The organism is Streptomyces sp. PSU-S4-23 (assembly GCF_055632315.1).
This window is the reverse complement of sequence record NZ_JBVMUU010000002.1, coordinates 4,153,074-4,175,059: the sequence shown is the minus strand read 5'-3', so window position 1 is coordinate 4,175,059 and position 21,986 is coordinate 4,153,074. Positions and strand designations below refer to the sequence as shown.

The 21,986-nt window shown below is 64.6% G+C and carries 16 protein-coding genes and 4 pseudogenes; 10 read left to right on the top strand and 10 right to left on the bottom strand.

Features of this window, described 5'->3' with window-relative positions:
- The first annotated feature begins 141 nt into the window (after positions 1 to 141).
- On the top strand, positions 142 to 771 hold the full coding sequence (gene rfbC / locus ACZ79I_RS19050; protein WP_471498716.1) for a dTDP-4-dehydrorhamnose 3,5-epimerase: 630 nt from the start codon (positions 142 to 144) through the stop codon (positions 769 to 771).
- On the opposite strand, the gene rfbD is transcribed toward rfbC, so the two are convergent.
- From rfbD to ACZ79I_RS19035, 3 genes are read right to left on the bottom strand one after another with little or no spacing between them, the layout of a single operon-like run.
- Complete coding sequence (rfbD, locus tag ACZ79I_RS19045; RefSeq protein ID WP_471505063.1) at positions 752 to 1,615, bottom strand: dTDP-4-dehydrorhamnose reductase; 864 nt, start codon at positions 1,613 to 1,615, stop codon at positions 752 to 754. The two genes, rfbC and rfbD, sit on opposite strands and share 20 nt — an antisense overlap.
- Positions 1,616 to 1,623: 8 nt before the next feature.
- Entirely contained in the window at positions 1,624 to 2,616 is a 993-nt protein-coding gene (rfbB, locus tag ACZ79I_RS19040) for a dTDP-glucose 4,6-dehydratase (protein ID WP_471498715.1), read from the bottom strand.
- Positions 2,613 to 3,680, bottom strand: coding sequence for a glucose-1-phosphate thymidylyltransferase (locus ACZ79I_RS19035; protein ID WP_471498714.1), 1,068 nt, complete (start codon positions 3,678 to 3,680; stop codon positions 2,613 to 2,615). Before ACZ79I_RS19035 ends, rfbB begins: the two co-directional genes overlap by 4 nt.
- Before the next feature lie 1,114 nt (positions 3,681 to 4,794).
- On the opposite strand from ACZ79I_RS19035, the gene ACZ79I_RS19030 reads away from it, so the two are divergent.
- The 6 genes from ACZ79I_RS19030 (at position 4,795) to ACZ79I_RS19005 (ending at position 11,488) form a co-directional block, all read left to right on the top strand.
- Positions 4,795 to 5,649, top strand: coding sequence for a class I SAM-dependent methyltransferase (locus tag ACZ79I_RS19030; protein WP_471498713.1), 855 nt, complete (start codon positions 4,795 to 4,797; stop codon positions 5,647 to 5,649).
- A 536-nt stretch (positions 5,650 to 6,185) separates the two neighbouring features.
- A complete protein-coding gene (locus ACZ79I_RS19025) occupies positions 6,186 to 7,286 on the top strand; it encodes a glycosyltransferase (RefSeq protein ID WP_471498712.1) in 1,101 nt (366 codons plus the stop codon).
- A 1-nt stretch (position 7,287) separates the two neighbouring features.
- The gene (locus ACZ79I_RS19020; protein ID WP_471498711.1) at positions 7,288 to 8,268 is read left to right on the top strand and encodes a glycosyltransferase family 4 protein; all 981 of its coding nucleotides are present in this window, start codon (positions 7,288 to 7,290) and stop codon (positions 8,266 to 8,268) included.
- A gap of 41 nt (positions 8,269 to 8,309) precedes the next feature.
- Positions 8,310 to 8,882, top strand: coding sequence for a glycosyltransferase family 2 protein (locus tag ACZ79I_RS19015; RefSeq protein WP_471505060.1), 573 nt, complete (start codon positions 8,310 to 8,312; stop codon positions 8,880 to 8,882).
- Between the two features lie 110 nt (positions 8,883 to 8,992).
- Positions 8,993 to 10,201: a lipopolysaccharide biosynthesis protein gene (locus ACZ79I_RS19010; protein WP_471498710.1), complete on the top strand. Its 1,209-nt coding sequence runs from the start codon at positions 8,993 to 8,995 to the stop codon at positions 10,199 to 10,201.
- A 474-nt stretch (positions 10,202 to 10,675) separates the two neighbouring features.
- Positions 10,676 to 11,488 carry a TylF/MycF family methyltransferase gene (locus tag ACZ79I_RS19005; protein ID WP_471498709.1) on the top strand — a complete coding sequence of 271 codons (813 nt, stop codon included), beginning with the start codon at positions 10,676 to 10,678 and terminating at the stop codon, positions 11,486 to 11,488.
- A 57-nt stretch (positions 11,489 to 11,545) separates the two neighbouring features.
- Here ACZ79I_RS19005 and ACZ79I_RS19000 read toward each other — a convergent pair whose 3' ends face one another.
- Positions 11,546 to 11,902 carry a hypothetical protein gene (locus tag ACZ79I_RS19000; RefSeq protein ID WP_471498708.1) on the bottom strand — a complete coding sequence of 119 codons (357 nt, stop codon included), beginning with the start codon at positions 11,900 to 11,902 and terminating at the stop codon, positions 11,546 to 11,548.
- 718 nt (positions 11,903 to 12,620) lie between these two features.
- Between ACZ79I_RS19000 and ACZ79I_RS18995 the strand changes: the two genes are divergently transcribed.
- The gene (locus ACZ79I_RS18995) at positions 12,621 to 13,064 is read left to right on the top strand and encodes a hypothetical protein (protein ID WP_471498707.1); all 444 of its coding nucleotides are present in this window, start codon (positions 12,621 to 12,623) and stop codon (positions 13,062 to 13,064) included.
- Positions 13,061 to 14,143 (top strand): glycosyltransferase, encoded by a 1,083-nt coding sequence (locus ACZ79I_RS18990; protein ID WP_471498706.1) that lies wholly within the window; start codon positions 13,061 to 13,063, stop codon positions 14,141 to 14,143. Before ACZ79I_RS18995 ends, ACZ79I_RS18990 begins: the two co-directional genes overlap by 4 nt.
- 135 nt (positions 14,144 to 14,278) lie before the next feature.
- On the opposite strand, the pseudogene ACZ79I_RS18985 reads toward ACZ79I_RS18990, so the two are convergent.
- The 3 genes and pseudogenes from ACZ79I_RS18985 to ACZ79I_RS18975 all read right to left on the bottom strand — a co-directional run.
- Positions 14,279 to 15,732: pseudogene (locus ACZ79I_RS18985) on the bottom strand (ISAzo13 family transposase); the annotation flags it as partial.
- Positions 15,733 to 15,773: 41 nt separating this feature from the next.
- Positions 15,774 to 16,553, bottom strand: a pseudogene (locus ACZ79I_RS18980) (IS256 family transposase); the annotation flags it as partial.
- A 414-nt stretch (positions 16,554 to 16,967) separates the two neighbouring features.
- Positions 16,968 to 18,266, bottom strand: coding sequence for a hypothetical protein (locus ACZ79I_RS18975; RefSeq protein ID WP_471498705.1), 1,299 nt, complete (start codon positions 18,264 to 18,266; stop codon positions 16,968 to 16,970).
- Positions 18,267 to 18,599: 333 nt separating this feature from the next.
- On the opposite strand from ACZ79I_RS18975, the gene ACZ79I_RS18970 reads away from it, so the two are divergent.
- Positions 18,600 to 19,076, top strand: a complete 477-nt coding sequence (locus ACZ79I_RS18970; protein ID WP_471498704.1) for a transposase — start codon at positions 18,600 to 18,602, stop codon at positions 19,074 to 19,076.
- Here the strand turns inward: ACZ79I_RS18970 and ACZ79I_RS18965 are convergent.
- The 3 genes and pseudogenes from ACZ79I_RS18965 to ACZ79I_RS18955 all read right to left on the bottom strand — a co-directional run.
- Positions 19,017 to 19,295 (bottom strand): annotated as a pseudogene (locus ACZ79I_RS18965) (IS701 family transposase); the annotation flags it as partial. The gene ACZ79I_RS18970 and the pseudogene ACZ79I_RS18965 sit on opposite strands and share 60 nt — an antisense overlap.
- A 97-nt stretch (positions 19,296 to 19,392) precedes the next feature.
- Entirely contained in the window at positions 19,393 to 20,907 is a 1,515-nt protein-coding gene (locus ACZ79I_RS18960; protein ID WP_471498703.1) for an ISL3 family transposase, read from the bottom strand.
- A gap of 188 nt (positions 20,908 to 21,095) precedes the next feature.
- A pseudogene (locus ACZ79I_RS18955) lies at positions 21,096 to 21,980 on the bottom strand (IS701 family transposase); the annotation flags it as partial.
- Positions 21,981 to 21,986: the final 6 nt, after the last annotated feature.

The following is a 21,986-nucleotide window of genomic DNA, read 5'->3' as shown; positions in this document are numbered from 1 at the left end:
GAGCATCTGTTCGCGGTTCAGCCAGCAGCCCGAGTCAGTCCAGGTAGCGGCCATGCGTCTTTTCAGTGCAGTGGCCGAATGCTGTGACCGGCGGCCGACAGGCTCGTTCAGATTGATAGTGACAGGCTGAGGAGTATGGGCATGCACGCATTGGGTTTGGAAGGAGCGTGGGTGCTCGAGCCGAGGGTGTTCTCGGACCCCAGGGGAGCTTTCCACGAGTGGTTCACCGAGGCGGCATTTACCGCGGCTCTGCGTCATCGCCTCAGCGTGGTGCAGGCGAACTGCTCCGTGTCCGTGCGTGGCACGCTCCGTGGTGTGCACTTCGCAGACGTGCCGCCCGGACAGGCCAAGTACGTGACCTGTGTACGTGGCGCGGTCCTCGACGTGGTCGTGGACATCCGGCGTGGATCACCCACCTTCAAGCGGTGGGAGGCAGTCGAACTGGGCGAACGCCAGCGCAGAGCCGTGTATCTGTCCGAAGGACTCGGCCACGCGTTCATGGCTCTGACCGACGATGCGACGGTGGTGTACCTGTGCAGTGCTCCGTACACTCCGGAGCGCGAGCACGGAATCCATCCGCTCGACCCGGAACTGGGCATCGACTGGCCAGAGGGAATGCGGCCGCTGCTGTCCGAGAAGGACGCGGCGGCTCCTACGCTCCAGGAGGCCGCGGAGAGGGGACTGCTTCCCGATTATGGGGAGTGCCTGGAGTGGTACGGCCGACTGCGTAGTGATCGGTCCGCCGAACCGGTCATCGCCGCTCAGCGCTGAGCAGCGACGGAAAGGCCTCGGCGAGCGCCGTGCGCCAGTCGCGGATCGGGGACAGGCCGGCTTCGCTCCAGCGCTGGTGGCCGAGCACGCTGTAGCCGGGGCGATGCGCGGGCCGAGGGAATGCGCAACTGCTGACGCGCCGGACCCGAGTCGGGTCGGCGCCCAGCAGCCGGAAGGTCTCCTGGGCCAACTCGTGCCAGGTGGCGCTGCCTCTGCTGGTGCCGTGATAGACGCCGGGAGCCGCCTGCCCGGCCAGTGCCGCGTAACCGAGCTGCACCAGCAGATCGGCCAGATCGGTGTTCCACGTGGGCTGTCCCCGCTGGTCGTCGACCACGTCCAGAACGTCGCGCTCGTCGGCCAGCCGGATCATGGTGCGCACGAAATTGGCCCCGCCCGTGCCGTACAGCCAGGCCGTCCGCACCACGAACCCGCTTTCTGGGAGAGCCGTCAGCACAGCCCGCTCACCCGCCAGCTTGGTGCGGCCGTAGGCCGTGCGCGGCTCCGTGGGATGGTTCTCCGGGTAGGGGTGGCTGGCATCTCCTGCGAAGACGTAGTCGGTGGACACATGGATGAGCCGGGCACCTGTGGCTGCACAGCCGGCCGCTAGGTGGGCCGGGCCCTGGCCGTTGATCCGAAGGGCCTCAGTCTCATGGGTCTCGGCGTCGTCGACGGCAGTCCAGGCGGCGCAGTTGACGATGACGTCCGGCCGGTGGACCGCCATGGCGGCTCGTACAGAGTCGGGGTCGGTGATGTCGAGACTGCGCCGGTCGAGAGCGATGGCAGCCACCCCGTGCAGCCGGGCGACGACCGCCTGACCCAGCAGCCCACCGGCCCCGGTCACCATCCAGCGGGTCACCGGGCCGCCCTCCGCTTGAGGGGCTCCCACCAGGAACGGTGCTCGCGGTACCAGCGGACAGTATCGGCCAGACCCGCTGTGAAGTCCTTGCGAGGCGCGTAGCCCAACTCGAACCGGATCTTGGTCCAGTCCACAGAATAACGACGGTCGTGGCCCTTGCGATCCTCGACGTGCTCCACCCGGCCCCAGCCAGACCCGCAGGCGTCCAGAAGCAGCGCGGTGAGGTCGTGGTTCGTGAGCTCGGTGCCGCCGCCGATGTTGTACACCCCGCCGGGCTGGCCGCCTGTGCGGACGAGTTCGATGCCCCGGACGTGGTCGTCGACGTGCAGCCAGTCGCGGACGTTCATCCCGTCGCCGTACAAGGGGATGGGCAGGTCGTCGAGGAGGTTGGTGATGAACAACGGGATGACCTTCTCCGGGAACTGGTAGGGCCCGTAGTTGTTCGAGCAACGTGTCACCCGTACGTCCAGGCCGTGGGTGCGATGGCACGCCAGCGACAGCAGGTCGGCGGCCGCCTTGGACGCCGCGTAGGGAGAGTTGGGACACAGCGGGTCGGTCTCAGGCCAGGAGCCTTCGTCGAGCGAGCCGTACACCTCGTCCGTGGAGATGTGGACGAAGGTGCGCAGCCGGTGGCGCACCGCGGCGTCCAGCAGCGTCTGGGTGCCCAGGACGTTGGTACGGACGAACGTGTCCGCACCATGGATGGAGCGGTCGACATGGGACTCGGCGGCGAAGTGCACTACCTCGTCGTGCTCGGAGACCAGCTTGCCGACAAGTTCTCGGTCGCAGATGTCGCCGCGGACGAAGGAGAAGCCTGGATGGCCACGTACCGGTTCCAGGTTGGCCTGATTTCCGGCGTAGGTGAGCTGGTCCAGGACGGTGACGGCGAGACCGCCGGGGCCCTGTGGGCCGAGCAGCGTGCGGACATAGTGCGAGCCGATGAAACCGGCGCCGCCGGTGACGAGGATGCGAGTGGTGACGTACGTCATGCGGAGATCTGTACCTTGCTGTGGTCGCCGAGTACGAGACGGTGGGCTGCAGGAACCGCCGGGGCAGGGGTGACGTCGACGTACCGGCCGATCAAGGATGCCTCCACACGGCGTACGCCTCGGATCGCAGAGCCGCCGAGCACGATCGAGTACTCGATCTCGCTGTCGAGCACGCGACAGTCGGCAGCGATGGAGGTGAACGGCCCCACGTAGGAATGGGAGATGACGGTGCCCGCGCCGATGATCGCGGGTCCCACGATCCGGGATCCGGCCACCCGGGCGCCCGCCTCGATGCGGACCCGCCCAATGATCTCCGAAGCCGCGTCTACGCTGCCCCGCACGGCAGGCTCAAGGCCTTCCAGGACCGATCTGTTCACCTCAAGCATGTCATCGACGTTGCCCGTGTCCTTCCAGTACCCGTCGATGACGGAGGAGCGAACCTCGTACCCCTCGTCGAGCAACCACTGAAGAGCGTGAGTGATCTCCAGCTCCCCGCGCTGGGAGGGCTTGATGGCACGTACGGCCCGGTGAACGGCTGGAGAGAAGAGGTAGACACCGACCAGTGCCAGATCGGAGCGCGGCTGTTCCGGCTTCTCCTCGAGGCGACAGACCCGGCCTGTCTCATCGAGTTCGGCGACACCGAAGGCGCTCGGATCGGCGACCCGGGTGAGCAGGATCCCGGCGTCCGGCCGGGCGCGCCGGAACTCCTCGACCAAGCCGGTGATACCGCCCACGATGAAGTTGTCCCCGAGGTACATCACGAAGTCCTCGTCCTGGAGAAAGTCCCGGGACACGAGAACCGCATGGGCGAGCCCGAGGGGTGCCTTCTGGTGGATGTAGGTGATATCCAGGCCGAAAGCGTCGCCGTCCCCGACAGCTGACTCGATTTCATCGGCTGTGTCCCCGACGACGATGCCCACGTCCCTGATCCCGGCCGCGGCGATCGACTCGAGCCCGTAGAAGAGCACGGGCTTGTTGGCCACCGGGACGAGCTGCTTGGCGGAGGTGTGGGTGATGGGGCGTAGCCGGGTTCCTGAGCCTCCGGCGAGTACGAGTGCTTTCAAAGGCCTTGCTCCGCATGCCTGATCGAGGAGTGGTGGATGACGGCAGGCAAGAGCAGTCCTACGGGTAGCAGCCAGCCACGCAACGAGTGGTCGGCGACGCCGCTTTCTCCCTGATTCCGTGGGGCGAAGCTGGCGCGGGCGGTGAGTACGAGCAGCCCGGACGCAGCCGCCATCGCCGTGCATCGCAGGGCATGTGTCTCGTTGTCCGGGTTGAAGGCGAGGTATGCCGCCGGCAGCGCTGCACCTGCGGCCACGGTGTCGACCGGGACCAGCCGGTACCAGGCGGGTTCGCCGACGCAACCTCGCCTCGTGCGAGGCTGCTCCCGGCTGCGTGTGGGCGCAGGCTCGGCCGACGATGTGTTGGGCAGGAACTGCCCAAACTGCCACATTCACCCTCCAACTGGCTGCGGAACTCGCCTCGGATCCAATGCACCTGCGCTCGAGGACAACGGCAGTGGCAGCGGGGAGGCCGATACGTCGCTCTGGCTGAGGCCTTGGTGCGCGGCAGGCTGCCCACTACCTACGGCAGGCGGCGACGCGATCAGTGTGTCCGACAGGTCCACGATCTGGCTGGCTGCTGCGCTTGGTTGCGAAGAAGATTCACCCGATAAGCAGCGCCATCTGACTCTAGGATCCCTGTAATCCGGGAAATAGCGTCACGTGATGTCGACCCTTGCACACCGCCGCCCGTATCACCCGCGGCGGACTGCATCTGCATCTACGGATTGCCGTTGGATGGGTCCGACGGGACTTCCCCGGTTTTGTGAGGTTTACTGGTCGGACAAACGCGTCTCGAAGACGCCTCCGCCAGTTCGCAGAATGGTCGATGAGAGGGCCTTGGGGGCTTTGTCGCCGAACAAGTGGTTCGATCAGTAATCCTGAACAGTCCGAGAGACTCCCCCCTTTGGTGGAGTGTTGGATGCTCTCCGTCCTGGCGGCGATGCTAAGTTGTTGACCACGGGAATGAGTGTGTGAGCGATCTAGTTCTCCCCTTCGCGGGGGTGAGGCGAGTGCTCTCCACAGGCTCGATGGTGGCAGGCCGTAAGTCGCGGGTTGATAATTCACTATTCAATGCGAAAATATGATTCTCTTCACGTAGAGGGAGATCCGCATCGTGTCTACGACACCGACACCCGGAAACGCTGTTAAGCGCATGATTGGAAAAGAGGGCCATCAGGCGTGTCGCTTCAAGCGGAGGTCGTCTGGTGTATCAACCGGTCCGTCGGTCAATCTCGTGGAGATCTCTGACGATTTGTGTAAGCTTGCCGAATACTTCAATACGGATAAGTGGGGCACTCATCGGTACGCCCGGCACTACCAGCGACATTTCCAGCACATGAAGAACGATGCGCTGAACCTCCTCGAGATCGGCATCGGTGGGTACAGTGAAGCTGGCCAGGGGGGAGCATCGCTGCGTGCGTGGAAGCACTTCTTCCCGAACGCACAGATCTTCGGGATCGATATCCATGACAAGTCATTTGTTGACGAGGAGCGCGTTACGACGTTCGTCTGCGACCAGTCCAAGCCCGAGTCGTTGATCGCTATCTCCGACAGGATCGGCACGCTTGACATTGTCATCGATGATGGAAGTCACTTTAGTCCACACGTTATCACGGCGTTTGAGACGCTCTTCCCTCGGCTCCGTGAAGGCGGCATCTACGCCATCGAAGATACGCAGACGTCGTACTGGCCGGAATGGCAGGGTAGCGAGGATTTGGACGATCCCAAAACGAGTATGTCGATGCTGAAGCGGCTAGCGGACGGTCTGAACTATGAAGAGTTCATCGACCCTGACTATCGGCCGACATACACGGATCTGAACGTCGTAAGCATGCATTTCTATCACAATCTTGTAATCGTCGAGAAGGGGAAGAATGCTGAAGGAACAAATAAGCGGCAGGTGTTGAAAGAACGCTACAGCACGGGCCTTATGCGAGTTCTTCTAGGTGTTCGTAACAGCCTCAGGTGATGTAACTAAGGGCTGGTGGAGAGGGAATGCCAGGATTTTCCGTCACCCCTATATCGGGAACACTCCCGGGCTCCGATAAATGACCAGAGGTGATCGACTAAGCCGCTAATATGCGAGGCATGGTTGAGTTCCGTCGATAGGCCGTGGGCCATCATGAGCGGTGTCATCTCCCTTGAATGGACCAGTTCGAAGGGCGGCTCCGAGAAGGTTTACTACGTCATGGTCGAGACATTTCCGGATACGAAGGCGTGGTGCCTCTGGAATGACGGCGGGGGCCTCAACGCCCCTGACACTGGAGTAGTCAGCGAGACTGTGTCGAATGGAGCCATGGGTGCTCACATCTCCGCGGTGGACAGCCAAGAGGATCTCGTAGATGCCTCGGGATCGCGGTGGTGTGTGGCCCCGCCTTGTACCGCGACAGAGCGTGCCTGTTCGACCGGGCCAGGTCAACGCTGCCTTCGTCGGCCGGGAGGTCGCTGGTGAGTGCCCAACCCACCGCCACAGACGAGGCGTCGCCAGCGCCCCTCGGTGCGCGGATGCTGCTCGCGCACGAGTGGATCTCCAGCGTCGGCGGTTCGGAGAACGTCTTCCGCGAGTTGATGGATATCTTCCCGGCGGCCGACGCCACGTGCCTGTGGAACGACGCACCCGAGACCATCAAACGTTCCGTACGCGAGTCACGCCTGGCCTCGACGCCGCTTCGGGGCAGGAAGGCGCTGAGCCTGCCGCTCATGCCGCAGGCGTGGGGACGGGTGTCGCTCAAGGGTTACGACGTCGTGTTGGCTTCGTCGCACGCGTTCTCCCATCATCTGGCGAGCCGTGCCGCACGATCCGGCCTCGACGCCTACGCGTACGTGCACTCGCCGGCGCGCTATATCTGGGCGCCCGAGGTTGAGGCGCGTGGACAGGGCCTACTCGCGCGAGCCGCCAGCATCCCGCTCAAGCGGATCGACCGTCGGGCGGCCGACCCTCGAGTGCGCTACGCCGCCAACAGCGAGTACATCCGTGACCGCATCCGTCGCGCATGGGACGTCGACGCGACGGTGATCTATCCCCCCGTCGACGTCGAGCGGATCCTGGCGGTCCATCGGTGGCGCGACGAACTCACCGCCACTGAGGATGCCCTCTTCGATGCTTTGCCTCCCGACGGGTTCATCCTCGGCGCTTCCCGGCTGGTGTCTTACAAACGCCTGGACCTCGTCATCGAGCTGGGGCAGGCGCTCGGAATGCCCGTGGTGATCGCTGGCACCGGACCCGACGAGAAACAGCTCCGGGCTCAGGCGGACGAGGTCTCCGTCCACGTCCACTTCGTCGGTCGGGTTAGCGATGCACAGCTCTACACGCTCTACCAGGAGACCCTGCTCTTCGTGTTCCTAGCCGTCGACGACTTCGGGATCATGCCCGTCGAGGCCATGGCGACCGGTACGCCCGTGCTAGTGAATACCGAGGGCGGTGCCTCGGAGTCGGTTCTGGGAGTCGGTGGTGGTGTCGCCTGCGCCACAAGCCACCCGATCGCCGAGCTCGCTAGGGCGGCGGAGTCTGCCCTAGCGATGGACGTCACGGATGCCGCGGCGCGGGTTGCCTGCTTCTCACATACGGCGTTCGCACGACAGGTCCGCCAATGGGTGGGCGCCTGACATGACGCTGTATGTTGACGAGCGCTACACCGGCCACCACGGAATCGCCCGCTATGCCACCGAGGTACTGCCGCGCCTCCAACTCGACTGGGAGCGCCTCCCCGTCGGCGGGAACCCGACGTCCCCCCGTGCGGTCCTGGACCGGGGCTGGCGCATGCCGCACAGCGAGGATCTGATCTACAGCCCGGGTTTCGGCAGCGGATTCTCCCGGGCGCGTCAGATTCTGACGGTTCACGACCTCATCCACATCCACGGCAAGGGCTCGAAGGCCAGGGCCCAACGGGTCTATTACGAACACGTCGTCCGTCCTGCTATCCGAAGTGCCGGCCACGTCTTCACGGTCTCTGAGTCCTCCGCCTCTGACCTCCAGGCTTGGCTCGGTGATGACGCCGTCCTCATCCACAATACAGGCAACGGCTGCTCGGCTGTGTTCACCCCCGACGGCCCGGCTCATGAACACAGTCGCCCCTACCTCTTGTACGTCGGCAACGCCAAACCGCACAAGAATCCCGCTGTGGTCCTGAGAGCTCTCTCGCTCCTCCCGGATCTAGACCTCATTGCGGTATCCGGCGACGGACGTGTCCTGGGCGAACTGGCAGAGACGGTCGGCGTTCGAGCGCGAGTCATCTTGGTCAACGGTATCGATGATGGGAAGCTCGCGAGCTACTACCGAGGTGCTCGGGCGCTGATCTTTCCCTCCCTGCTCGAGGGTTTTGGCCTTCCAGCTCTCGAAGCACTACGCTGCGGCACCCCTGTCGTCTATTACACAGGTTGCCGAGCCGTGGCCGAGATCTGTGGGCTCGGAGGATTGGCGTTCACGAATCCGAACGACGCCTGTGAGGTTGCGGATCTTGTCATCAAGGCGGCTGACTCTGGGCTGGACACGTTGTTGCCGCCCGCATTGGATCACTTTGGTTGGGACGAGGTTGCTGCTCGCGTGAGTCGTGCCCTTGCAGTCTGCCTTGCAGGCGGTGCCAGTTGACGGAAAAGACATTCAAGATCGCGCCGCACGGCCACCAGAGTATGCTGATTGTGGACGTCGTCGTCCCGGCTCACGGAAATTGTGCTCTCACGCGGGACTGCTTGAAGTCGCTACTGATGCAGACCTACGACTCGCACTTGATCGTTATCGATGACGCCAGTCCAGACGACACACTTGAGCGAGTGGCAACCGAGTTTCCCGACGTCGAAGTGTGTGCCCTTCCTGCCAATGTCGGCTTCGCTGCGGCCTGCAACATCGGAATGGGCGCGAACAGGGGGATCGGCGCCGCCTTGAATCAGGGCCTGGACCTCGCCAGGTCCTGTGGTTGCAGCATGATTGTCACCTTCAATCAGGACAGCCGACCCTGCGCAGACTATGTTGCGATGGTCGTGAGCGTACTGGAGGGGGACCGCGATACGGTCGTGGGGCTGGAGCACATTGATGGTTACACACAGAGTGTGCTGTGCCACCCTGAGGGCCCGCGTACGCGAGACATCCCGTCCTTTATCCAGAGTGGGGTGGCGATCAGGCTGGATATCATCGATCAAGTTGGTCCCTTTGACAAGTCACTGTTCATCGACGGCGTCGACAGCGCATTTAGGTACCACCGATGAGGCACGCGGGCCCGTCGTGGCGGACGGTCGGCTCGATGGACGCTCGGTCCCCTTCGCCGGAAGTGGGACATCTTGTGCGCAGAGTGGTTGCCTTCGGGGCTCTCCCTCTGATGTCGATTCTCATCCCGCTACTTACAATGCCAGTCCTGGCGAGATCAGCAACCCTTACCGAATGGACGAGCATCGCGATCGGTCAATCGATCGGGTCCATTGGTATGCTCATCCTCGGCGCGGGCTGGAGCACTACTGGGCCGGGCGAGGCGGCGCGGTCAAACGGAGTCCAACTCCGGGCGCTGCTCGCGGAGTGTGCGATGTCACGGGTAACAGCTGCGCTTCCTGCGTGGGCAGCGATCTGGGGATGCGCGCTCTTCCTGCCAGGCCTGAATGAACGGTTGCTCGTCGGGGCCACGGCCATGGCCACTAGTCTCTCCGGCTTCTCGATCGCGTGGTACGCAGTTGGCACGGGTAGGCCGACCGTGATGGTGTGGTATGACGCGCTTCCCAAGGCGACAGGCAACATCCTCGGCGCTACCTTGACCACAGTCACGGGTTCTGTGTTGATGTATCCCATCACCGTGGCTGTGGTGCAGTGCACGCCCTTGATCGCATTCATGTGGGCAGAGACCGCTGGCAGCAGGCAACACTTCTCGCCGTCGCGGGTGGTGGACCGCATTCGCCGGAATGTCGCAGCCGCTTCGACGGAGTTGGTGGCAGGCGCATACATGCTCGGCGCCCCGGTAATCGTCGGACTCGCTGCGAACACCTCGGCTGTGGCGCTGTTCAGTTCAGGCGACCGTGTCATGCGCCTGGCAGCGGCAGGCCTCAGCGCGCTCAATAACGCCCTCCAAGGGTGGGTTGCCGAGGCCGATGGGCGTGAGTTCGTGCGACGTGCCGCATGGTCCTTCAAACTGCACCTGCTGCTGGGCAGCGTGGGGCTGACAGTACTGGCATTCGCCGGTCCGACTCTTACAGGCCTGCTATTCGGGCATGACCTGAGGATCAGCAGCACGACCGCAGCTGCATTCGGAGCGTACTTTCTCCTGTGGTCCATCGCGACGGTGACAGGCAGCCACGTCCTAGCTGCGCGCGGCCGAACGCGTGCCCTCTTCACGTCGACTGCCGCCGGCAGTGCGATAGGCGTTGCGGGAGTCTGGATCGGAGCGCGACTTGCGGGGACGAACGGTGCGGTTGTCGCCCTCGCGGCTGCGCTCTGTTTCATTGTGCTGTTCCAAGGGGTCAATGCTGCGCGAGTGGTCTCAGTAGAGAAGGGCCGACGAGCTACTCAAGTCGAGCAGACGGGTGGAGCCTACCTTAGGTGAGTGTTTCCACCTGCCGCCCGCTTCAGCTCAACTGAACTCAATGGCCTGCGAGTTCGATTCTCCATACACCCGCGTATGCGAACATGACGAGATCATCAAACGCGACGTCACAGATCAGTACTAGCCCCATTCGCCCGACTCTACGACATCGGGGGGATGAATTTGCGAAACACCTGAGTAGATCTCCAGCCTTCGGCCCTTGATCTGGAAGATTGTTTCTCGCGATCTCAGCGATAATCCGGAGGCAGACCCGTCGGACAAGCGGATAAGATCGGCACCGTAGCCCAAGTGCTGGCGCGATCATAAGACATGAAGAGCTTCGTCGAGATGGCTGCCACGCACGGCACTCACTAATCCACGGCGCGCCCACGCCTTGCCGAGGACTTCCACACGGAAGGGAAGCGGATGAACCCCACATACACCCAGCCCCAAGTTCACTCTCCGGCGGAGACGAGTGAGGCTGATCCTCGACAGTTGTACCTGGACCTTCTCAAACGAACCCTCACACGTTATGCCTTCGGTGAGACGTGGCATCGGATTGGTGATACCCCGCTGGGGGCGGCAGTCCTGAAGCGGCTACCTTTCCGTACGAAGGCTATTTCGGCGAAGGGTAAGTGGGCCATCGTTCGGAGGTGTCCTTTCGATGCGGAAGCACGAGCGCAGGGCAAGGACTGGCCTACCGAAGCAGAGACGATGGTCGGGCTGCGCAGACTCGATAATCTCCAGCACTGCATCAGTAATGTACTCGACAAAGAGGTTCCGGGGGATCTGATCGAGACCGGCGTATGGCGGGGAGGGGCGAGTATCTTCATGCGCGCAATGTTGAAGGCGCACGGAGATCACCATCGTCTCGTATGGTGCGCGGATTCCTTCAGAGGTCTCCCCAAGCCTGACGCTGACAGGCATCCCGACGATGCACAGGACGCTCTGTGGAAGTCTCCGCAACTCGCTGTCTCTCTGGATGAGGTGAAGAGTAACTTCGAGCGCTATGGGCTGCTGGACGAGCAAGTCCGGTTCCTCCCTGGCTGGTTCCAGGACACTCTTCCCACCGCCCCTATCCGTCGAATTTCGGTGCTGAGACTCGATGGTGATCTTTATGAGTCAACGATGGTGGCGCTGAAGTCGCTCTACCCAAAGCTATCGGTCGGTGGCTATGTCATCGTGGACGACTATCACGCGGTTCGGGGCTGTCGCCGAGCGGTCGAGGACTTTCGTGCCCAGCAAGGCATTAAAGATCAGATGACCCAGGTAGACTGGTCCTGCATGTTCTGGCGCCGATCAGCGTGATCCGGTTGTTGAGTGCGCCTGGCGACCGAGCGGACGTCACGATCACGGCATTGAACCTCACGCTCGGCGATATCGTTGCCCTTGGGCTTCTTGACCGGGGTCGCCGGCCTTCTTAGCCGCAGTCGGTCGGCCAGCCAGAGATGTTCTCTTCGATCGCGGAGAGGCGTAGGTCGCGTTCGTCTTGTCGGAGGTTGACAAGGTGCGCAGGTCGGTGATGAAAAACAGGAACACGTCCTCGCGCGTGCGGAAATCTTCCAGCCGCAGGTTGGCTTTCCGGGTACCGGGTATCGGGCGCTGGTCGTCGAGGTATCTGGTCCCGGCGATGTTCGGAGCCCAGGCCGTCGGTGCAGTTGCAGCGATTCCCGGCATGTGGGGTTGAGGAATCGACAGGCAGGGGCGCGTGGAGAAGGCCACAGAATGGGACCGAGAGCGCGATCTCTATGTGGCAACGCTTGGGGGCGGGAGCGCAAGTAGCCACTGCCGTCCTCCCGCTTGGCGCCGCTCTCAGCCTGGTCACGACTGCGCAGGTGCTCCGTTCGCTTCACCCTTCATGTTCGGGGCAAGCTTGAACGCTACCTGCTGAACTCGAACAGATACGAGCGGCCCTCGGGCATCGTGATCAGCAACAAACCCTTTGGATACCTGGAGGGGGGTAGTCGTCGATGACGAGACCGTAGCCGCGCGATGAACGACCAGGTCGCCAACCATGCGAAGGTCGACTCCCTCAAGGGCGGCTCCTACCGCACGAAGAGACGCGAACTCGGACGCGTCTCCACTGCGAACGACTGAACAACCACGAGGGAAGGCCATATGGTCAACTTTCAACCGGTCAAAGTGGGTCAGTTTTCGGTTGTCGCCGACAGGTCTCGACGACGTCCGGAAGCTGACTCTTTGAGGCAATCAGAACTGGCCCACTTTGCTTCTTCCTCCGACTCTGATCTTGGTGAACTAGGTCAGGAGGGGGGAAAGGGTGATCTGTATGGAGAATTGGGCAGAGATCCGTAGGCTTCATCGCGCCGAGCAGATCCCGGTCCGGGGGATCACGAGGCCTCTCGGGATCTCAAAGAGCTCGGTGAAGCGGTGGCTGGCCACGAACCGTCCGCCGAAGTATGAGAGGGTATCGAGCTCGGTGATGGAAGCGGTGGAAGTGCGGGTCCGCGAGTTTCTGCGGGAGACGCCGACGATGCCCGGACGCCTGTCCGTTGCAGTCACCCTGCACATTACATTCGGCGTCGCCGGTTGCCTCGCGCTTTCCTCCGTGATTGCCCCGGTGAACCAGCCCGTCTTCGGCTGGCACGTGGCAGTACCCCCGCGTGCCGGTATTGGTTATGCATTCGCCTTCTTCACGCTCAACGTATCTTCTTCGCTCCTGCATATGCCTGTCGTCCCATTCGGTGGCGTCACGATCGTGCCTGCGGCGACTTCGGTGACGGCCGTGATCGGTCTGCCCGCGATGGTGCTCCTTGGATACCGCCACGGCGCGGCTGGCGTCGTTTGGGGTCTCGTCTGCAGCGAGGTACTGATGGCGATCACTCCCATCGCGGGTGCCCACGCGCCCAGGGGGCGAGCGGCATGACTGACGAGTTCAGCATGGAAACCTCCGCCGTGATGTGCACCTTCAATGGCCGGTCCTTCGTCCGCGCCCAGCTCACGAGCATGGTCGAGCAGTCGCCAGTCCTGGGGGAGATCGTTATCGCCGACGATGGTTCGTTCGACGGCACTCTCGACATCGTGCACCGTACGCTCGAGGAACTCGGCCGAGCGAGAGACGTGCCTAATGTGCGCGTGCTGCCGAATCGTGCGTCACGACTGGGGGTGACGCGCAACTTCGAACGGGCGATGTCTGCAGCCAGGGGCAAGGTGGTCCTGCTCGCCGACCAGGACGACGTCTGGCAGGCGGGGAGGGTCGAGGCTGCCCTTCGGGCAATGCAAGAACATCGAGGTGTAACCCTGGTGGCTCACGACGCGACACTGATCGACGCCGCCGGCGCTTCGCTGGGTGACTCCACGTTCTCGTCGATGGGGGTGTCAGGGGCGAAGCTGGAAGCCGTGAATTCCCCCCACGCACTATCAGTGCTCTGCCGAGGCAGCTTTCTCGCAGGCATGACGTTTGCTGTTGATCGGACCCTCATCAGGGATGCCCTTCCCATTCCTGATGGGTGGCCGCACGACCATTGGCTCGCCATTTGGGCGGCGCTGCGCGGCCAGCTCCACGTGATCGATGATCCCTCGTTCCTGTGCTACCGACAGCATGATCGCAACGTGCTGGGGGTCTCCTCGAAACGGATCATCTGGCGTGCACGCCAGTTGATGCGGACCGGTAGTGACGCCGTCGCACAGCGGGACCGGTTCGAGTCCCTGCTTTCACGGATGTCTGTAACTGGCAGCGGGATCGCGAGTGCATCCATCCGTCATGTCGAGGAGAAGCTCCGTTTCGAGAGATCGCGAGCTGCGCTCCCGAGGTCGATCTTCAAGCGGGCGGCGTACGTCACCAGGCTTGCCAGGTCGGGCGGGTACAAGACGTTTACGTGGAGTGGCAACTGGAATGTCCTCCGAGACATCCTCTATGCACCGGGCAGCGGAGACAGCAGCATTATGGCCGCCCTGTGCGGCGACCGGCCGACGCACCCGTCGGCGGCCGCCGACACTGGCTGACTTGTGCGCACTGCTGGATCACGAGTTCCAGCAGGTTGCGGCGCCGGTAGATCGCTCACCCAGCTGATGCCCATGACGCTCGCGATGGCAGTGAAGGTGGCCGCGGCACCGGTGGTCACGTCCGCTGGAGTGGGGGCGACGGCCACTGCCCCGTGAGCGGCGGGCCCGGCCGCCGCGTTGTTCGCTGTATCGCTGCTGGGTGCGGGCGGTCTGAGCCGGAGCCAGCAGCGGCGGCGAGGTCCTCGAGCTGTGTGTTGTTCAGGCCCGTCAGTCGCTCGTCGGCCAGCCGGTTGAGCATGGCCTGGCGGCGCCGGGCGGGTCCGTCCGCCTCGCCGACGGGAGCCGGGATGGCACCGTCGGAGGCCTCCTGGGGGTAGAGGGCGTAGTTCAAGGTGCCGTGGACGGCATGCCGCTCAATCGGCAAGGCCTGGAACCATTCCTTGCTGATGGCGATGCCGGTGGGGTAGTCGCCGGTGTCCAGGGCGGCTTCGACGCGTGGGCCGCTGCGGGTGCGGGTCCCTGCGATCGTCTTGACGACCACTTCGTGGCTGGTCAGCGGGCGGCTGCGCCAGTTGTGGGTGATGTGTGAGAACAGCCGGTGCTCGATCTTGTTCCACTTCGATGTGCCGGGAGGAAGGTGACACACAGTGATCGCCAGGCCCGTCTCGGCCGCGAGGGCGGCCAGTTCCGACTTTCAGACCCGGTAGCGATAGCTGTTCGAGCCGCCCGCGTCCGCGGTGATCAGCAGACGGGTGGCGTGCGGGTAGTCGAGACGGCCGCGGGCCTGCCACCAGCGGCGGATGGAGGCGACCGCGAAGGTGGACGTGTGGTGATCGACGCCGACGTTGACCCGGCCGGTATCGGCGGTCAGGTTGTAGATGCCGTACGGGATGGCCGCATCACCCTTCGGACCGGTGAAGAAGTTGTGGTCCTCGACCTGGATCGGGTCGCCCTTCGGATGCCACTGCCGACCCACGTTCGGCAACTGCCCGAGCATCTCCTTCTTCTTCGTGTCCACGCTGATCACCGGCTCGCCGTCGGCTTGGTGCCGTTTGACCTGCTCGTTGATGTAGCGGAACTGTGCGTCCCGGTCCGGGTGCTGCTTGCCCTCAAGCGTCTTGACCTGGGCCTGGAGACTGAAGCCGTTCGCCTTCAGTAGACGGCCCACGGTCATCGCCGAGACGGCGTGGCCCTGCCGGGCCAGCTTTTGCGCCCAGGCGGCGCAGCGATTTCGTCGTCCAGGGAAGCGGCGACATCGGATCGCCTCGCTCATCCGGCGCGACCAGCGACATCAGCGCGGGCAGAACCTTGGAGTCGACCTCCTCGGCGCGTTTGCATCCCCCGCCCAGCCTGCGTATCCGTCCTTGGGGAAGCGGTACCTCACCGGCTTCCAGCTCGAAGACGCCCCTGCGGACCGTTGTCTCGCTCACCCCGGCAGCGCGGGCGACCGCTCGGATGCCTCCATGGCCGAGCAGCCGGGCCTCGGCCGCCAGCATCAACCGTCGCTGCCGCTCGTTCAGATACGGCAGCAACACCTGGCATCCCACGGCCAGTTGGCCGCGTGCCCCCTTTTGAAGGTGCCATACCAGACCAACGACACGGGCGGGCGGAAGCGACACCTTGTTTCTGTACGGCTCCAAGGGGTCCGGCATCGCTGCCACGATGAGCCGGGTAGAACGGCACCGATCGCGTCGATGAGGCCGGCGTGGGCGCCGGAGACGACGAGTTGGACACCGGTCAGGTCCCGGGCGATCAGGGAGCGCAGGAAGGCGAGCCAGCCGGGGGCGTCCTCGGCGGTGGCGACGTCGATACCGAGGATCTCGCGGTGTCCGTCGGCGTTGACGCCGACCGCGATCAGTGCGTGGACGTTGATGATGCGGCCGCCTTCTCGGACCTTCTGGGTCAGTGCGTCGACCCAGGCGAAGGCATACGGACCGGCGTCCAGGGGCTGGTTGCGGAAGGCGGCGACTTGCTCGTCCAGGTGCTTGGCCATCGCGCTGACCTGGGATTTCGACAGCTGGGTGACGCCGAGGGACTCGGCGAGCTTCTCGACCCGCCGGGTGGAGACCCCGAGCAGTAGGCGGTGGCGACCAACCGAGATGAGGGCCTGTTCGGCGCGGCGGCGGCGTTCGAGGAGCCAGTGCAGGAAGTAACTGCCCTGCCTCAGCTTGGGGATGGCCAGTTCGACGGTTCCGGCGCGGGTGTCCCACTCGCGTGGGCGGTAGCCGTTGCGGTGGTTGACGCGTTCGTCGCTGACCTGCCCGTATTCGGCGTTGCAGAGGGCGTCGGCCTCCGCGGACATGAGCGCGTCGGCGAACGTCTTGACCATCGCGCGCAGCAGATCGGGACTCGCCGCAGCGAGGTTGTCCTCGGCGAGGGCGTGCAGGGGCAGACTGTCTGATGCGGTCATCGTGCTGATCTCCTTCGAGCTTCGACATCTCGAAGATCAGCCGGTGGCCGTTCATCTATGCGGGCACCATCCCGATGCCGGAGCAAACCCCCGGATCAGGTCGAACCCGTACACCACTTCTCAGGACGCAACCTCACCGTTCGGGTCAACTCTCGGCACGCGGGCAGGGCCTGGGCCAAGCACCGGTCGGCGTGGGCGGACAGGTAGCGGGGCGGCAGATGCGGCAGGCGATGGACGTCACGGGGAAGACCAGATGCCGGGTGGGGGCGCCTGACGAGCCTCGCTGGGCGATGTCGTCGAGGAACCGGCCCCAAGTGATCATTCGTTTGCGCTGTTTGCCGACCGAGACCGGCTGGCTGACGCGCATCGTGGTGCCGATTGCGGCCAAGCGGGTCTCGATGTCGGGAGTGCGTTTCAGGTCGCCGAGGGGGCGAGCGAAGTGGGCCAGGCGGACGGTGATCCCGTCGATGGTGGAGCGGGCGTGGGTGCCTGCGGTCGCGTCCGCATGCTCATGGCTGCTCGCCGTCGTCCAGCCGGGGGCGCCGAGTTTTTCGGCAGTTCTTTGGCCCCAACAGGTAGAGAGCACGCGAATGCCGCCGCAGGAATGAACCACGTAGGGAACAGGCCGTAGGCGTGGTCAAGCGAACTCGCGGCGACTAGCGCAGCCATGGGCGCAAGCCACCCGCTTCGGGTGCGGGAAAGGTTGACCACGACGATGACTAGGAGAATCACGCCTACTGCGCCGAGTTGCATGAGGATTCCCGGGGCACCTTCGAGCGGCAGGAACTCGTGCGCGCCAAGAATCCACTCCGACAGGCTGGTCGCCTGGAAGGCATTGCTCCATACGTCGATCCGTCCAGCACCGCCAGTCGATTGGAGGTCGCTGACTGAGTAACGCGACGTGAGTCCAGGTGTAAGGATGAGCACGATCCTGGTCGTAGCCGTAACCATCAGTATCACGGCGACCTTACGTGCCCCCGAGCCGCGGTAGATCAGAAGGGCAGTAATGCCGACAGCGCTTGCAACGATGGCGGTCCGTGAGCCCGACAGCCCGACCGATAGGGCAGCTAGAATCATCAGTGTCCACGCATGGCGGGTGCGTTGCTCGCGGACAACTCTCTGCACGGCGACGACGAGAAAGACTGCTGCTGTAATGCCGAACAGGTTCCCGTTCTGGTAGGTGCTCATGATCTTTGAGAAGTCGCCGCCTGCCGAGAAGATCACGTTATGCTTGTCGGTGTAGGAATCGCCCCAGGAAATGGTGAGGCCGGGAATCTGGGTACGTTCGATCCCGAAAAAGAACTGGATCAGGCCATAGATGGCGGCGACCATGAATCCGCGTTCCAATGCCCGGAGCCATGCCGGATTAGCTGGGATGACGCTCGTTGCCATGAACAAGAAGAAAACGGGCACTGCCGCCCATGCCACGAACGCTACACTGTCGCCGCTGCCAGCAGTCGGGTGGAGTTGCACTGCTCTGACTACGACCCATGCAAGATAGAGAAGTCCGGCAATGACCACTGCTGGTGCGTGTCGAGTCTTCGGGGTGGATCGCCGCAACAGCAGCAAGGCAACACCCAGGCCAAAGAGGAAGATGGGGAATGGGAAGTCGTCTATCTTCACACCAGCCTTTGGAAAGGCAACGGTCAGAAACGCGAGGGCGAGAGCGGTCTGCCGGGGCTTCAGCGCTGCCACGCGGGATGTGTTAGTCATGCGCCACACGCTAAGCCCACTTATCCGCGTGCGTCTCGGGACTGGGCGCCGATGCGAGTCGTGTTCGCCCGTTTTGCGCAGGGCGGTGACTCTGGTGCGCAATTCCTGACGTGAGGTCGGCTGAGTACGTGATATCTCCTGAGCGGTTGTCTTTCCCGTCGCGCGGCTGCGGGGGTGATGTAGATGTCGATGCGGCCCAAGGGCCTGCCGCCGGTTCCCGAGCAGACTGCGACGGTGGCCCGCGCCGCGTTTCCCAATGGCAGCCTGGCGATCCAGGTCCGCGACCGGCTCGCGTAGGTCTTCGCCGACGAGCCGTTCGCCGAGGCGTTTGGGGTGCGCGGGGCGCTGGGGCTCTCGCCAGGCGCCTTGTCGCTGGTGACGGTGCTGCAGTTCGCCGAGAACCTCACCGACCGGCAGGCCGCGGCCATGGCGACACGTGCTATCGACTGGAAATACGCCCTCGGGATGGAGTTGGCGGACACCGGCTTCGACCACAGCGTGCTGTCCCGGTTCCCGGGCGAGGCTTGCCGGGCATGGCTTAGTACTCCAGCAGGATTTCGCTGTCTGACCTGGTCTTTTCTGCCGGGTGGCGAGAGTGTAGCGGGACTTCGATCGTGCGGGGGCGGTCTCACGGGGACCGCCCCTCGATCGTGTGACAACGCCGTAGGTAGTGACAGCGGCGGGCGACTGCTTGGCGTCGGCGGCGCCAGTTCGACCAGCTCAGCGCGTGGTGTCGTCCGCGGTGTCCGCTCAGGTGCGGGGGCCGGGCACGACAAGCTGCCAGGAGTCGCCGAACCTCCGCCACTGTGAGCCCGATGACCCCGACTGTCCCACCTGTTCGGCCCCCTTTTCCCAGGGCTGGTTTGCCGTGGCGGCCAGGAAGGCGTGCGCGAGCATGGCCAGAGTGATGTGCCGATACCAGCCCACGTAGCGGCGGACTTCGTACTGGTCCAGGCCGCACTCGTTCTTCGCGGCCTGGAAGCACTCCTCGATCGCCCAGCGCGCCCCGGCAACCCGCACCAGCTCCTGGACGGTGACCTCCAGGGGTGTCGGCGTACAACCGAACGTGGCCCTGGCAAGATTTCCGTGAAGTTGGGGTGTGCCCCCGTGCGCTGGTGACGCTCCGTCACGGGTGATGGCGTCGGAGCAAGGCCATGAGGATGACACGGTGGCGGAGCAACCGGACCCCCGCGCGGCCGGCCATGATCCGTTTCTGGAGCTTCAGGTCGGTAATGCGGCCTTCGTTGACGCCGGAGTTGAACGGGGTGGTGATGCCCTGCACTACTGCGGGCTGGTCTTCGCGGATGGCCTTGGCCAGGCTGGCCAAGGCTGGGAGGCGGGAAGTTGCGAGTTGCTCGAGCCAGTCCGGTAGCGGTGAGGCGTCGCGGGCTTCGAGCATGGCGGCGAACCGACGCACCAGGTCGTGGGTTCGGTCCAGCTCCGGGCAGTGTTCGAGCAGCCGTCTGAGTGCCTCGGCTGCGTGCAGGCTGCGCCGCGATGGCGCGGTGGTGATCCAACGGGCGACTTCGCGGGGCGAGGGCGGCCGCTCGCGTGGGGTGTCGATCGGCAGGCCGCGGCGGAGCGGCGCAATGGCCATCTTGACCCGCTGGTAGTGGCCGCGGTAGCCCTTGGCGACGATCTCCTGGTGCAGCACGGTCGCGGTGTGCTCGCCCTCCTCCCACCGCTGCCGCAAGTACTCCAGGTAGGGATCGAGGCTGGTGGGCCGGCGGGGCCGGGTGCGGCGTACGCACTCCTGCCAGGTGGCGGCTCGCGCGTATTTGCGCACGGTGCGCCGGTTCAGGCCCAGCTGATTGGCTGCGGCGTTGAGCGAGCGGCCGGTGTCGATCACCGCGTGCACCGCCTCGAAGAGGTTCTTCGCGTGGCGGCGGGCGGGGGTGTCGGCCTGGTCGGACGGTGCCGCTGGGCTCGGTGGCAGGGCCGGTTCGGGTTCGGGCACCGCGGCGGGCAGGCAGCCGCGGTGGGCGGCTGCAATATCCCCGACACGCTTCGACAGGCCCTGCCACAGATGGAAGCGGTCACTGACCTGCACCGCTTCCGGGGCGCCGTCGGTGATGCCCTGCCGATAGATGAGCGAGCCGTCCCGGCACACCACCTCAACGCCGGGGTGTGCCCGCAACCAGGCGGCCAGCTGCTCGGCGTCGCGCCCGGCCCACAGCTCGATCGGCAGCCGGGTGTCGGCATCCACCAGCAGGGTGCCGTAGACATCTGCGTACAGCGCGAAGTCGTCCACGCCCAGCACCCGCGGGGCGGCTGCTGGCGGAAGCGGCATGCGCATCAGGTGAAACAGCACGCTGGTCCGCGACAGGGGCACCTTCAGGATGCGCAGGAGCCGGGCTCCGCCTCGGCCGGCGAGCACCACCCCGGCCGTCTCCACCAGATGCTGCAGCAGAGGACTGCGGCGCTGATAGCGAACCGTGAGCCCATCAACTTGCTCGGCGAACGTCCGCCGTCGGCAGCGCGGGCTGTCACAGAACAACCGCCGTACCGACAGTCCGATCAGCACCGGTCGACCGCCGACGGCGACATCGGCCAGCGTACGCGTATAGCGGCTGTGCACCCGCACCGAACCGCGACCGCAGTCCGGACAGGACACCTGCAACTCATGGGTACGGGCAGCCACATGCACTGTGCCGGCCTCTGCCCACACCCGTTCCACCCGCACCGCATCAAGGTGCGGAGACACAATCCGTACGAGGTCGTCACACTCGCTGACAATGCCGCGTGCTGTGACGGAGCATCACCAGCGCACGGGGGCACACCCCAACTTCACGGAAATCTTGCCAGGGCCACTTTCACGCGAACACCGACAAGGGGCGCGTAGGCGAGGTAATAGGCGATCTCGTCGGGCTTGCTGATGCTGCGCCGGGCCAGTGCCCACCGCATCCGGTGCGGGACCTCGCCCTGATAGTCGAACTCGGCGACGGCCGGCAGCCGCACCGCTGCCCAGTGATAGACGCGGGGCCCCTTCGCGCCGTCGCCGCACGAGATCTTCTCCCACGCCTCGGCGGGTGCCTGCGCAAACAGACCATCGATCCGTGAACAGCCCACGCTGAACTGGGACTTGGGCACCGCCAGTACGTAGCCGACACCCGACTGCTCCAGCAGCCGGCGGAACCGGTTGTCCTGACCGTAGGCGGAATCCGCGGTGACCCAGGCAATGGGCAGCGGCGAGGCCAGGGCCCGCAACACCATGTGCCGGGCCAGTTCGCCCTTGGTGGCGAACTCCCGCTCGTCGGGGACCCTTGCGGTGCGGCAGCGTTCCCGGTCCTCAGTCCAGGACTTCGGGAGGTAGAGCTCGCGGTCGACCAGGGCCCTGCCGCGGGCGGAGGCGTAGGCGGCGAAGACGCCGATCTGGCAGTTCTCGGTCCGGCCGGCGGTCCCGGAGTACTGGCGCTGGACCCCGGCCGAGGTGGTGCCCTTCTTGATGAACCCAGTGTCGTCGATGATCAGGACACCGTCGGCCTCGCCGAGCTTGTCGGCGACGTATTCCTGCAGGTCGTCGCGGATGTCATCGGGCTCCCACTTCGATCCGGCGAGGAGGTGCTGCAGGCCGTCAGGGGTGGAGTGGCCAGCCTGTTCGGCCAGCTGGTGAGGTCGGACCGGGGCGCCCTGCCGACGTTGCCGTCGGTGGGTTTCCCCGGCCCGCCTCCCGAACCGGACGTGCCCGATCTCCAGGCATCCAGCTCTCCACAAGCCCTC

Excerpts from the sequence above, each read along its gene's own strand:
- rfbC (WP_471498716.1), top strand. The coding sequence starts at position 142 with ATGCACGCATTGGGTTTGGAAGGAGCGTGGGTGCTCGAGCCGAGGGTG.
- rfbD (WP_471505063.1), bottom strand. The coding sequence starts at position 1,615 with ATGGTGACCGGGGCCGGTGGGCTGCTGGGTCAGGCGGTCGTCGCCCGG.
- rfbB (WP_471498715.1), bottom strand. The coding sequence starts at position 2,616 with ATGACGTACGTCACCACTCGCATCCTCGTCACCGGCGGCGCCGGTTTC.
- ACZ79I_RS19025 (WP_471498712.1), top strand. The coding sequence starts at position 6,186 with ATGCTGCTCGCGCACGAGTGGATCTCCAGCGTCGGCGGTTCGGAGAAC.
- ACZ79I_RS19020 (WP_471498711.1), top strand. The coding sequence starts at position 7,288 with ATGACGCTGTATGTTGACGAGCGCTACACCGGCCACCACGGAATCGCC.
- ACZ79I_RS19015 (WP_471505060.1), top strand. The coding sequence starts at position 8,310 with ATGCTGATTGTGGACGTCGTCGTCCCGGCTCACGGAAATTGTGCTCTC.
- ACZ79I_RS19010 (WP_471498710.1), top strand. The coding sequence starts at position 8,993 with ATGTCGATTCTCATCCCGCTACTTACAATGCCAGTCCTGGCGAGATCA.
- ACZ79I_RS18995 (WP_471498707.1), top strand. The coding sequence starts at position 12,621 with ATGGAAGCGGTGGAAGTGCGGGTCCGCGAGTTTCTGCGGGAGACGCCG.
- ACZ79I_RS18990 (WP_471498706.1), top strand. The coding sequence starts at position 13,061 with ATGACTGACGAGTTCAGCATGGAAACCTCCGCCGTGATGTGCACCTTC.
- ACZ79I_RS18975 (WP_471498705.1), bottom strand. The coding sequence starts at position 18,266 with ATGACTAACACATCCCGCGTGGCAGCGCTGAAGCCCCGGCAGACCGCT.